The 12,672-nt window shown below is 58.8% G+C and carries 11 protein-coding genes; 7 read left to right on the top strand and 4 right to left on the bottom strand.

Annotated elements, in window-relative coordinates; genetic code table 11:
- Positions 1-10 precede the first annotated feature (10 nt).
- Positions 11-535, bottom strand: a complete 525-nt coding sequence (locus BTIS_RS01265) for a DUF3592 domain-containing protein (protein WP_140557512.1) — start codon at positions 533-535, stop codon at positions 11-13.
- A gap of 249 nt (positions 536-784) precedes the next feature.
- Here BTIS_RS01265 and BTIS_RS01260 point away from each other — a divergent pair, with 249 nt between their 5' ends.
- On the top strand, positions 785-2,095 hold the full coding sequence (locus BTIS_RS01260; RefSeq protein ID WP_094661900.1) for an ABC transporter permease: 1,311 nt from the start codon (positions 785-787) through the stop codon (positions 2,093-2,095).
- A 198-nt stretch (positions 2,096-2,293) separates the two neighbouring features.
- Here BTIS_RS01260 and BTIS_RS01255 read toward each other — a convergent pair whose 3' ends face one another.
- On the bottom strand, positions 2,294-2,989 hold the full coding sequence (locus BTIS_RS01255) for a TetR/AcrR family transcriptional regulator (RefSeq protein ID WP_094661898.1): 696 nt from the start codon (positions 2,987-2,989) through the stop codon (positions 2,294-2,296).
- 140 nt (positions 2,990-3,129) lie between these two features.
- Between BTIS_RS01255 and BTIS_RS01250 the strand changes: the two genes are divergently transcribed.
- Positions 3,130-4,053, top strand: coding sequence for an SDR family NAD(P)-dependent oxidoreductase (locus BTIS_RS01250; RefSeq protein ID WP_094661896.1), 924 nt, complete (start codon positions 3,130-3,132; stop codon positions 4,051-4,053).
- Here BTIS_RS01250 and BTIS_RS01245 read toward each other — a convergent pair.
- The gene (locus BTIS_RS01245) at positions 3,981-4,541 is read right to left on the bottom strand and encodes a flavodoxin (RefSeq protein WP_094661894.1); all 561 of its coding nucleotides are present in this window, start codon (positions 4,539-4,541) and stop codon (positions 3,981-3,983) included. The two genes, BTIS_RS01250 and BTIS_RS01245, sit on opposite strands and share 73 nt — an antisense overlap.
- A gap of 99 nt (positions 4,542-4,640) precedes the next feature.
- Positions 4,641-5,300: a TetR/AcrR family transcriptional regulator gene (locus tag BTIS_RS01240; protein ID WP_094661892.1), complete on the bottom strand. Its 660-nt coding sequence runs from the start codon at positions 5,298-5,300 to the stop codon at positions 4,641-4,643.
- Between the two features lie 193 nt (positions 5,301-5,493).
- On the opposite strand from BTIS_RS01240, the gene BTIS_RS01235 reads away from it, so the two are divergent.
- The 5 genes from BTIS_RS01235 to BTIS_RS01215 all read left to right on the top strand — a co-directional run bounded on the left by BTIS_RS01235 (position 5,494) and on the right by BTIS_RS01215 (position 12,669).
- Positions 5,494-7,530 carry a nuclease-related domain-containing protein gene (locus BTIS_RS01235; protein ID WP_143248830.1) on the top strand — a complete coding sequence of 679 codons (2,037 nt, stop codon included), beginning with the start codon at positions 5,494-5,496 and terminating at the stop codon, positions 7,528-7,530.
- A gap of 97 nt (positions 7,531-7,627) precedes the next feature.
- A complete protein-coding gene (locus BTIS_RS01230; protein WP_094661889.1) occupies positions 7,628-7,978 on the top strand; it encodes a hypothetical protein in 351 nt (116 codons plus the stop codon).
- Positions 7,979-8,028: 50 nt separating this feature from the next.
- Positions 8,029-9,939 carry a TRAFAC clade GTPase domain-containing protein gene (locus BTIS_RS01225; RefSeq protein ID WP_094661887.1) on the top strand — a complete coding sequence of 637 codons (1,911 nt, stop codon included), beginning with the start codon at positions 8,029-8,031 and terminating at the stop codon, positions 9,937-9,939.
- A 39-nt stretch (positions 9,940-9,978) separates the two neighbouring features.
- Complete coding sequence (locus BTIS_RS01220) at positions 9,979-10,962, top strand: nucleotide exchange factor GrpE (RefSeq protein WP_094661885.1); 984 nt, start codon at positions 9,979-9,981, stop codon at positions 10,960-10,962.
- Between the two features lie 45 nt (positions 10,963-11,007).
- Positions 11,008-12,669: an Hsp70 family protein gene (locus BTIS_RS01215; RefSeq protein WP_094661883.1), complete on the top strand. Its 1,662-nt coding sequence runs from the start codon at positions 11,008-11,010 to the stop codon at positions 12,667-12,669.
- Positions 12,670-12,672 lie beyond the last annotated feature (3 nt).

The raw sequence follows: 12,672 nt of genomic DNA, 5'->3' as shown, positions 1-12,672 counted from the left end.
GCGGTCACGATCAGAGGAACGTCAGTGCAATGCCGATGGCGAAGGCGGCCGCCAGTTCGACCGCGCCGATCGCCAGCAGGATGATGGCGAGGATGGGTGTGTAGTTCGGAATGCGCTGCGCGAACGCCCGAGAGGGGTTCTCCGGATCGTAGTACACCGGCATCGCGGTGCCTTTCGGCCATAGACGTTCCGCCACGGCCCTGTAGTTGGTGACCATGCCGGCTTTGAGATGCAATACGTCCTTGTCTGATACATAGGCTCCCGAGTCCACGTAGGGATTCGTCGGCGTGATCTTGGTTGTGGTGATGATGCCCCGGAATTTGCGTGTGATCTTGTAGTTTCGGCCGTTCGCCTGATAGCCCAGTATGGGGCAGACGCAATCGTTGCCGTATTTGTAGTCGACCACCCAGCCGGTGGTGACGGCAACGCATCGCTGTATCTTGTTGCGCTGGTGCGCGATGATGACGAGTCCCACGATGATCAGAGGAAGACCGGTAAGAATAAACGGAGCTGTCATCACTATAGTGGTCTGCATCGTTGCGGTTCCATTTCTACTGCGTTCGTGTGCGTTCATCTGGGTGGGAATGATGGGCGCACGATTGATTCTGATCGTTGCTGATTCATCGTACTCTCGTCGTGCGGTTGCGTGCGCATCATTAATAACTCGACACCGTATTGCATATTGATGATTTTTATTCAACAGAGTGATGAATAAACTCAGTGCGTGCATGAAGCGAATCGCGGGTAATGCGAGTCGTGAACCGTAATCGGAAAAGAGGGAAACATGCGTGCGCAGATACAGCAATACGCCAAATACATCGTTCCGCTGGTGGCCATCGCCGCGGTGTCGTGCCTGATGGCGCTGATGTTCTATCCGATGATGAACGCCAACATCAAGGAGGTGCCCGTCGCCATACTGTCGCTTGACGAAGGCGCACAGACCGCACAGGGAACTACGAATATCGGCGACACGCTCGTCGACAAGATGACCTCCGCGTCGGCCGACTCCGACGAGACTCAGGCGATCTCGTGGCACAAGGTGGACAGTCGCGAACAGCTTGACGAAGGATTCGACAACCACGAGTACTATGCGGCGATCGTGATCCCCAAGGACTTCACCGCCAAGCAGGTGGCTGTCAAGCAGGCCGAGGCCAAGTCGAGCATCGAGTCCGCCACCAAGCTGGCTCAGGTCATGGCGCAGGCCCAGACTCAGGCGCAGGCCCAGGGGCTGACCGGTGATGCGGCGCAGGCTTTCGTGCAGGCCGCCATGCAGAAGGCGCTCGCCGAACAGCAGACGGCGTCTGGTGCTGCGTCCGGTGCGTCGACGTCGTCCGTCGCGGATTCCAAGAATGCGCCGACCGTCGAACTGACCATCGACAACGCCAAGAGCCCGATGCTGGCCAATCTGCTCAAGCAGAGTCTGCCCGCCATGCTGGAGAAAACCGGCGCCACGGTGAAGACCACCACGCTCAACGAAGGAGACGTGAAGACCAACAGCTCCCTGCCGACGGCCGCCATGATGGGACAGAACGTGCTCATCATGCCGACGTACATGCTGTCGATGATCGTGTCGCTGCTATGTGTGATGACTATCGGACGCAAGTCGTATGACAGCCGCACGCAGCGATGGACGGTATTCGGCGTGCAACTCGGCACGGGTCTGGTCTGGTCGCTGTGCGTGGCGCTCGGCGCTGATTGCATTTTCGCCATGCTCGGCTCCGGATGGCTGCCTGGTTCCATGGTTCTGTTCCTGTGGCTGGCGAGCTTTGCGCTGATGACCGTGTTCATGGGACTGATGAACATCAGCCGCCCGCTGGGCTTGATCTGCGCGGTGCTGGGACTGGGACTGGGCATGACCAGCGGTCTGTTCCCGTATGAGCTGCTGCCCGACTTCTGGCGCGACTGGATCTATGGTTGGGCTCCGCAGCGGTTCATCGGCGACGGTGTGCGTGCGGTGCTGTACCGCGGCGAGGGTTGGTGGAACGCCGGATCCGAACCCATGCTCATCATCCTGTGCATTGGTTTGGTGATCTTCGTATGCGCCGGACTGTTGCCGATCGGTCGTCACGCGGCGAAGGCCGGCGACGAGGCATAGTGATCACGCGTGCCGTTGCATGATAGTGATGGCGCGACACCTACGTGAAATACGGGCTGAATAGGACGTAATCCGTGATTCGTAGTGGTTTGCGGACGTTTCTGAGTTTCGAAACGTCCGCAAACCACTACGAATTTCCGGAATCGTCTTTTTCGGCCCGTATTGTTGGTTTTCGTCGTTTGTTGGCTCCTGCGGATTTTACTGTTTCGGTGACTGTTTCGGTGACTGTTTCGGCGTCGGCGTCGGCGTCGCGCAGCTGGTGTCGAACTCGACGGCGGTGTCGATGCCCCGGTGCATCAGCGCGGTCATGATGTCGGCGAGTTCGGATTCCGGGACCGCCATGCCGTCCTTTACCCACTGCTCCAGCACCGCGCAGATCGCCCCGGCCCAGTATCGGCTCGCATAGCGCGGCCCGGCTTCGGACGCAGCTGTTCCTCGATTCATGTTCCGCTGTATTGCATCCACGATGCGTTCGCCATATCCGGCTTCCAGCAGCAATCGATACTGCGATGCGATGCCGCGCACTTCGCCCAGCAGTGCGATCCATGCTTCACGGGTCTGCGTCAGCGGATCATAGGTGGTCAGTGTCGTGTCGACGGTGGCGATGAGGCCATTGAGATATTCGGCGAGGATCGCCTCCTTGGAATCGTAGTTGCGGTAGTAGGCGTTGCGTGAGACGCCGGCCCGACGGGCGATGTCCGTCACGGTGATCGACGAGAACGGCTTCGATTCCATGAGTTGGATGAGTGCCGACTCGATGCACGCTCTGACGAATGCGTTTGACTCCTCGTTATTGCGGCGTAGCGTGGCCAGACGTCGGTCGGCGTCATCGGTGAGACCGGTGCGTCTGAGGTTTTTTGCGCGGTCCGGTTCGTGGGTGCAATTGAATGCCATGTCACAGTTTCCTTCCAATTGTCATATCCGAGTCGAATGGCCTTGTGGTGGTGTCGAAAAGGATGATACACATGTTACATCCATAGCGGAGGCGGCACCGTGCCGCATTCGTCGCCTACCAATGGAGTGATGGAGTGAACATGACGCGCAGCGTAACGACCGAACCGAAAACCATCCTTGTCACCGGCGCCTCGGGCGGCATCGGCAAACAGACCGCACTGACGCTCGCCGTCCAAGGGCATACGGTGATCATGCATGGACGCAACCCCGACAAAACCAGCAGCGCCTGCGCATGGGTGATCGAACACAGTGGCAATCACAACGTGCACGCCCATGTGGCCGATCTGTCGTTGATGAGCGAGGTAGTGCGTTTCGCCGCGGAGATTCGGGAATCATATGAGTCGCTCGATGTGCTGGTGAATAATGCCGGCGGCCAGTTCGGTTCCAGTCGCGAGACCACGGAGGAAGGCCATGAGAAGACGTTCGCGATCAATACGTTGGCGCCATTTCTGCTGACGAATCTTCTGCTGCCGAAGCTGTGCGAAAGTCCCTCTGCCCGTATTGTCACCGTATCCAGCGAATCATATCGACAGGCGGGGCGGCCGCTGCTCGACGACATCGAACTTAAGCATGGCTATTCCCTGATACGCGCCTACGGATTCTCGAAACTGTACGTCTGGTGGCTGATGCGGCAGTTCGATGCACGGCTCAAGGCAGCCGGTGTGACGAACATCACCGTGAACACCGTGGAACCCGGTTCGGCCGTCACCGGACTGCAGCGCGAATCGCTGCGCAAATCGCCGTTCATGCTTCCGCTGGTGATACTGTGGCTGCCGTTCATGCGCACTGCACGCCATGGCGCCCGGACCAGCGTATATATGGCATCCTCTCCCAAGGTCGAAGGCGTGTCTGGCGAATTCTGGGGCAATTGCAGGCCCAAGCGCATTGACCCTCGATGGGTTTCGACGGATGGGGAGCGACGGATCTGGGATTATTGCGCTGCCGTTTGCGCACCGTACCTGCATGACGTCGCAGTGCCGCTCAGCCAGTGTCGGACGGCCTGAGCGGTGGCTTCCGGATCGCACTGCGCCGTAGTGCCCAGTACCGCGAGTCCGTTGTCGATGCGAACGCCGGCACCAGCAGCGGTGGCGATATGCGCCGGCGTTTCCTTGAATCCGCTCCCGCCGTGCGTGATGAACGGCAGAATCGTCTTGCCGTTCCAATCGTGGGATTCGATGAACGTGATCAGGGCCAGCGGCGGCTCGCCGCACCAGATCGGATATCCCAGATATATGATGTCTGCCGCTGTGAACGCCTCCATGTCGCCATGTGTGACGATGTCAGGGCGTGCGTTTTCGGCCAGTTCCAGTTTGGCACGGTCCACGGTGCCGTCGTAGCTTGTCGGGTATGGCTTGGCGGGCAGGATCTCGATCATGGGAGCTCCGGTCTGCCGGGCGATCTCGTGGGCCACCTTCGCGGTGTTGCCCTCCGTGACCGTTCCCACCTCGTAGTTTTCGTCAGCGCGTGAAAAATAGACGATGACCGACCGCATGACCCCTCCTTGTACTGGCTGTGATCCGACCTATCTGTCAATTGTCAATCTACTTGCATGCGTTCCTTATATATCGGCATATATATCGGCCGTACTCTGCTATGCATTGCGCCCGTTTGGGGAAAGGTATGGTTCGAGGGTGGGGGTCGCCTGATCCGGCGTGACGTCATCGATGATATCGGGGATCGAATTGATCAGGTGTGATACGGTTTCGGGAAGCCTGGTCCTGGCGATCCACTGGGCGCCATCGGCATTGAATATCGCGGTGGCGTTCGACAGCACGCCAAGGACGCCGTTCGAAGCGAATTCCAGAACGAGCCTCTGGCCGGGATTGAGGTTCTGCCGGTCGAGTCCGATCAGATCCAGCCAGATGTCGATGACGAATTCCCTGAGCTGCTTGGAAAGGCTTGTGGACCCGTGTGGTCCGGTGATCAGTGAGATTCGATGGGCGCTGGTCAGGTATCGGGGTATATCGATAAATCTGGTGTATTCGTTACGGAAATCGATGTCGTCCGGCTGGCGGATCAGTCGAGTGACGTATCCTATGATGTCCTGATCCTGATAGATGGATGCGATGGCGTCGTCGGCCAGTTCGGTGATGTTCGTGTAGTGATAGTAGAACGCCGTGCGGTTGAGCTCGCTGACTCGGGTGACATCGCTGACGGTGATCTTGGCGTATGGCTTCTCCTCCAGCAGTTCCCAGAACGCGTTCTGCATCTTTATGGTTGCCGGTTGCTCGGCGGCTTTCGGCCGTGCCATGGGCTGCTCCTTCGTTGTGTGCTGATGGAATTCAATAATTCAACAGTGTATCGAAATTTTGATCCTTTCGTTCGTCGGTTCGATGATGGCGATGTGACGGCAGAATTGTGCCAGTGTCTATGGGGGGGGTTAGCTTGTTGGTATTGATCGCGCATCGGTGTGTGATTGGTGGGAAGGAAGGTGTGACACGAACATGGCTAACGTGTTTTCGCGTTTCAGAGGCCAGCCTTCCGCGCCGTCATCTCAAGTCTCTCCGCGTCCTGTTTCCATGGATGTCAATCGTCTGCGCCGAGCCACCGATGAGGAGATTGCCGCAGCATGGCCTGCGGCAATTGCACAATATGGTCTGCAGACGAATCCTGATGGCACTCCGGTCATCACCGCCGATCTACTGCCCAAAGCCGAGCAGAAGTGGGTGAAGGCATATCGCAGTACACTCGGTCATGATATCCACGGCGAACGTATCTATGGTCATCCCGGTTCAGGACTGTCCGAGTCCGGCTTCGGCAGCAGGCAGGTGCGTAGCGGCTCCCGCGGCGAGGAGGTATTCGCCAAACTGCTGACATGGGATGGCGTGCTCGACCGTTGCGTATCATTCTGGTCCGTCTGGAACATCGAAGACGATGGCAGTAAAAACGACTATGGCACCGACATCGACTGTGTATTGAAGTTCGGATCCCACATCTTTCTGGTGGATGTGAAAAACTATCGTGCGGGTCTTGATTACCACACACTGATTCCAGGGCACGCCATGTTCTGTGTATATCCGGTGGCACGTGTGGTGGCGAACGACCCCTATGTGTTCAGCTGCAACATGGGCATCGCGCAGGAGCACATGAGCGAGTACCTGTCCGACAGCGGATCCGACTGCACCGTGGAATCCTATGTGGTTCTGGTCCCCGGTCAGGCGGGCGAGGCCACGCTCGATGCCGACATCTGCTGGCCGGGTGGCATTCCCGCCATGTCGTATTCCTCGTTCGTGGCGATGATCCAGCAGCGGTTTTCCACGGACCCCTCCTATGCGTCGACTGAGCCGACATGGGAGGAAGGATATCTTGCGTCTCTGGTGAAGCTATACGAGCACCAGACCACACTCTCTCCGGATGAGGCGCGTGACCGGACCCTATGGCCGCGACCCACCTGCGACAGGGCACAGGGCATCGAATACCCGAACCCCAAACGCGCGGGCAAGGCCAAAAGCGGCACCGGCAAGTCCGCTAAGGGGAAGGCCGGTGCAAGTCGTCGTCACGACGATACCCGTGGCGAATCATCCTCGTCGTCATCGGCTGCGACAACCAAGACACGGAAACCGGCGACGAAGCGGGGTTCCACTGTTGAGGGTTCCCCCTCATCCAGCCGCGGCAAGTCAACAACCCGTCGTAAGGCATCCAACCTGTCGTCCATTCCCACGGTCGATCCCGCTACGATGTCCGTCACCTGTGGAGAGGACGCCGACGGCAATCCTGTAGAGGTGTCCTTCAGCGGAGTCTCCTGCATGACGATTGCCGGTGCCAACCGATCCGGCGAAGTGGGGCGTACCTTTGCGCTGGTGGCGGCACTTGATCAGTCCGATGACGTGGATCTGCGAATCATTGACTGCAAACGGACCTCGCAGTTTTCCGCGTTTGCCGAGCACGCCCATTCCTATGCCCGTTTGGGCGATGGGCTGGATCTGGTCAGTGGAACAGTGCAGGATGCCTATACGTCGCTCAATTCGCGTCTGAGAAAACTCCGCAAGACGGGGGTCTCGGACTACTGGTCCGTTCCGGATCATGCCGGAATGCCGCTTGACGTTATGGTGTTTCATGGCTGTGAAGATCTGTTCGACAAGTTCAGTGCCGACGGTGAATCGGACGTCGACGAAACGGAGGCCGAGCAGCTTTCCGATATCCGACGATACCTGCGCAAGATCATCGATGAGGGTGCCAAAGCCGGATGCTGCGTGGTGCTGTCCACACAGAACCCATCGGCCAAGGCGTTTCCCGCCGATCTGGTGGAATCCGCGCAGACCCGAATCCTCTACCGCATCGGGGTGAAGGGGCAGTCCGCGGCGATGCTACACGGAGTGGACGCCGCTTTGGCACGGAAGGCAACAGCGGCGGCGCTCGCCATAGGGGAGACGGATTTCGGCACGGCAGTCATGATCACAGCGGATGGATTGCGCGAGAACATCCGGTTCCATGCGCTGAATGCCGAAGCCATCAAGGAGCGATATCCGTTTGGCGGCTGACATGACGGAATCGGGTCTGCCGCGAGTATGGCGAATACAGACTTTGAAAGAAGAATGAGACACAGGGAATAGTAGGGGAAAGAAGGGAAACACGACCATGCAATATATCATTGCTTTGATCCTCATAGGTATAGCGATCTGGTTGATCATCAAGCTGATCATCTGGTTGCTGTCACTCGTCCCGATGATCGCGGGAACCATTATGACGCTTTTCGTCGGCCTTATGGCACTTGCGTTGGCGTTCGGCGTTATCAGGGGCTTGGCTCAAGGGTTCAAGGAATACTACTCGACATTGACCGACGTGTACGGAACCCGGGCGGGCAAGATTATCGGCGTGGTGTTGACCCTTGTCTGGATCGGCGTCATCGTATTCCTCGGCCGCATGGCGATACTTGGCCTGATCGAGCAATACCAGCAACTGTCACAGACCGTCTCGCAGATGAGCTGACCCTTCATCGGATGCGGATATTCACCAGTCGGAAGCGTTGAGAGGAAACCATGGGCAACACGAAGGAACAGGAACCTTCCCGGACATCGTATTTCTACGGTCCGGGGTTCGGCGATATCGTCAGGGTCATCACTACCACCAAAGCGAACATCGGCAAATCGATTGAGGATATCACCGCCAAGGCAGCAAGCAAGCCGATCGTGCCCTCACTCATCATCATGGTGCCTCAGGTGGCGCTCCGCTACATCTACTGGCTGTTCTCCGCGGGTTCGATGGTGATCGCCTCGGCGTTCATCTGTCTGGCCATGCTGTTGCCTCATGTGATCGGCTTCGTGCTGATCGACATCATCGGCATAGTGCTCAGTCAGATTGCGCGATTGTTCGACCTGCTGTACTTCCAGATCCGCAAGGTGTCGAATGTCTGCGACACATGCCACAACCGATTCGCTTTGCCTGTCTACGTGTGCGACCAATGCGGAGCCAAGCATCTCGCTCTGCTACCTGGCAAGTACGGTATTCTGCATCACACCTGCACATGCGGGCAGAAACTTGCATGCAGTGTGCTCGACCGCAAGCATCCCCGACGGGATTTGCAGGCCCTGTGCCCGTTCTGCTACAAGGCCGGTCGTGAGGAGTCCGTCCTTTCCAGCAATAGCCGTGCCATCTGCATTCCCGTGGTCGGTGGAGCATCGGCCGGCAAGAGCGCGTTCATTACCGCGTATGCGCAATCCGTCATCGATGACATCGCGCCGAAGAACGGCTTGCACGTACGGTTCTACGACAATGATCGCGAGCGCATGTATCAGTCCATGACCGCCGCCTATCGCAGTGGCATAGTGGAGAAGACCGCGACGGTGACCGAGCAGGATCGTAGCAGTACGATCTCGTTCAGCTTCTTCCTTGAAGGTGATGGACTTGTGCCGTCCCGACTCATGCAGATCCTCGACATCGCCGGTGAGACATTCGTGAATGGAGCCGAGAATGAGGGGCAGAACCAGTATGAGCATTGCGAAGGCATTGTCCTCGTCATCGACCCGTTGAGTATTCGGGACTTTGCCGCGAAATGCAAAGACAGCCTTGATCCCGGGGACAGTGGATCGATCAGCAATGCCCCTCTTGAGGATGTGAGAAGCGCGTTGCACATCAAGCTGCAGAACGTCTCGGACACCGACCGAAACGGTAGGATCCGCACTCCTCTCGCCGTGGTGATCAACAAGATCGACTCCACACCGTTGTTGGAGGAGCGGATCGGTAGCAAAGCCGTGAATGCAGTCATGGCGGCCGATCCCGAAACCTTCACCGACCCGGCGAACACCACCGATTTCCTGTGTCGGCAGTTCCTTATGGATTATGACATGGGTGATGTGGTGGCTCACATCGAACAGGACTTTGCGACATCCAGGTTCTTCGCCGTAAGCTCCATAGGCCACACCGCCGGCAATGGCAAGGGGTTTGAGCCATATAACGTGACCGACGTCGTCGATTGGATTCTGGACATTCAGGACCCAGCCCTCGGCAAGGCCCTTGGGGCCCGGACGTATGCCAAGGCGGATCTTCCTGTCAAGGAACCGGTATATGGCCTGTTCGACCAGATTCTGGAGAATGCCAGGGTCCAGGCCGCGGCTCAGGCTCAGGCGGCGTCGCAGCCTCAGGCCGCTCCTTCGCAGGCGACGCCACAGCCGATGCCAACTCCCACTCAATCCTCGTCGGCTACTACGGGCGTGCCGGAGCAGCCGACGACAGCTACTCCAACACCGTCGGCATGGGGCTCGTCTTATGCCCAGAGCCAGACCGCTCCCAATCCGCAGCCCGAACCGGCTTCTCAGCCCCAGCCTGCCCGGACTGTCGAACCTGCTGGTTCCAGTCCCAGCCCAGCGCAACTGGAAACCCCTCCGGCGAAACCAAAGCGTCCGGTCTCCCCGCTGGCTCCCCGTCGCCCCCAGCCGCGTAAGCGGCACTGATCCGGTCCACATTTCCTCTCACCATGCAAAGGACAGCATATGAGTACTGACACCAATCAAGGTTGGCCATCCCCGCTCGGGGCCGTACCACAGCAGCCACAGCAGCCGGTCGCTCCCCAGAACGCGCAGTGGGGTTCCATGCCTCCGAGCATCGCGCCGCAGTCCGGACGAGCCGACGATGTTCTGGTGGAACCGTCATACGACGGCAGTCCGTCCACATTCAGCGCAATGCCGCAATCCACGGAACTTCCTCCGGTACCGCCAACGCCTCCGGCGGCTGCCCCATCGGTGACCACCGAATCCGAGGAACGGACGATGCCGTTGCCGGACGCGGTCGAACAGGAAACTCCCGTCGAGGAGACACCATCCGTTTCCGAAGCGGAATCCTCCGATACGCCGGAGTCTGCACAGGAAGTCCCCGTACAGAGGGTCGCCGACGAACAGGTGCTGAACACCGTTCAGGAGGTATTGCAGACCGCGCAGAGCACTGCAACGGAACTTACCGATATCAAGGAATCCCTGGACGCACTGTCACAGCAGTTCACCAAGCGACTCCAGTATGACGATACGAAAGAAACGATCATCGATCGTCAGCATTCGGAACTGCTCAAGCTGCGTGAGGGACTCAAGGACAACCTTATCCAGCCGGTGCTATACGACGTGGCCGAAGCTCTGGACACCGTGCGCAAGATGCGTGCCGACCTGTCAGCGGAAGGCGAGAAGACGGATCGTGCGTTCGAGGACATCGAATACATGCTGCTGGACATCCTCGAAAAGAACGATGTCGAGGAAGTGGCGAGCGAGCCCGGAGACGCGTTCAACGCGTCACGCCAGCGCATGGTCAGGTACGAGGAGACCGATGATCCAGCCAAGCGCAAGACCGTCGTACGCTCGCTCGCTCCCGGTTACCTGTTCGGCAAGACCGCACTGTTCAAGGAGAAGGTCGTCGTGTACAAGGTCGTCGCTCCGGCCGCTCCGGCTGTTCAAGCTGCGGCGCCGACGGTCACGACCGCCGGCGAGTGACTCCAACCATACCAATCACAACACACAGAAAGAAAGAGAATCATCATGTCCAAGTATGTATACGGCATCGATCTTGGTACCACGTACTCCTGCATCGCCTATCAGGATGAGGATGGCCGCCCGACCGTGGTGAAGAACATGGATACGAACTCCGACACCACGCCCTCCGTGGTGCAGTGGGGCGAGGACGGCACGGTCATCGTCGGCCAGGAGGCCAAGGACACCGCCGTGCTCGAACCGGAACGCACGTCGGCCTTCGTCAAGCGCCTGATCGGCAAGAGCCCGGTCGCCATCACCATCGACGGCAAGGACATTTCCCCCACGGAGGTGTCGTCGTATACGTTGCGTGAGCTTGCCAAGCAGGCTGGCGCGCAGCTGGACGACGAGGTCAAGGACGTGGTGATCACCTGCCCGGCGTACTTCGGCGAGGCCGAGCGTACTGCCACGAAGCAGGCCGGCGAGATCGCCGGACTCAATGTGCTGGCGATCATCGAGGAGCCCACGGCCGCCGCCATCTGCTACGGCGTGACCCGCGCCGATGAGGACAAGAACGTGCTGATCTACGATCTGGGTGGTGGCACCTTCGATATCACCGTGATGAAGATCACCAACGGTGAGATCCGCGTGATCACCACGGAAGGTGATCATGATCTGGGCGGCAAGAACTGGGATGATGCGCTTTCCGGCGTCATGGTCGACAAGTTCCTGGAGAGCAGCGGCTATGATGGCGATCCGTTCACCGATGAGGACAATAATGAGTTCCTGCAGGATCTGGCGCTCAAGGCCGAGAAGATGAAGCAGGCGCTGTCGAACAGGACCACCGCCAAGACCATCCTTGATTACAATGGCAACCACGCCCGCATTGAGGTGTCCCGCGAGGAATTCGAGGATGTCACCAAGGATCTGCTCGATACCACCGTCTCCCTTACACGCAAGGCCATGGCCGATGCCGAGGCCGAAGGCGTGAAGGTGGACGAGATCCTGCTCGTGGGCGGCTCCACCAAGATGCCGCAGGTGCAGGAGATGATCAAGCGCGAGTTCGACATCGAGACCAAGAACTTCGAGCCGGACGAGGCCGTGGCCAAGGGCGCCGCAATCTTCGCGATCTTGCAGGCCACCAAGCAGAGCGAGGTCAAGGAGAACGAGGTCAAGGAACAGGACGCCGAAGGCAACGATGTGGCCCGTGACACCACCACCGGCGAAACCCGTATCCTGCCCACCATCGGTGGCGGCTCCGTCATGCCCACCAACATCACGGCTGATACCAAGGTGATCTCCGTCTCCACCAAGAGCTTCGGCATCAAGGCGCTCAACCCCGAGACGAATCAGCTTCTCATCTTCAACATCATCAAGAAGAACGATGAGCTGCCCGCCCGCGCCACGCAGACCTTCGCCACTCAGGAGGACAATCAGCCCCTCGCCGCGATCGAGCTGTACGAAACCCCGGAGAAGGTGGATTCCTATGAGGTGGACGAGGATCTCAAGCTGGGTGACGCCGAGCTGATCCTGCCGCCGAACACGCCCGCCAACTCGCCGATTGAGATCACCCTCGACCTGCAGGAGGACGGCACCATCAACCTGCACGCGCAGAAGCCTGACACGGGCGAGAAGGTCGACGCCGTCTTCAAGAGCGAGAACGTGATGACACAGGAGGAGATCGAAGAGGCCAAGGCCCGTGTGAGCACTGGTCTGCAGATGACCATGTGATCG

This window comes from Bifidobacterium tissieri, from assembly GCF_002259645.1.
Lineage (GTDB): Bacteria > Actinomycetota > Actinomycetes > Actinomycetales > Bifidobacteriaceae > Galliscardovia > Galliscardovia tissieri.
Note: the sequence above shows the minus strand (reverse complement) of the source record. Positions and strands in the feature narration are given on the sequence as shown.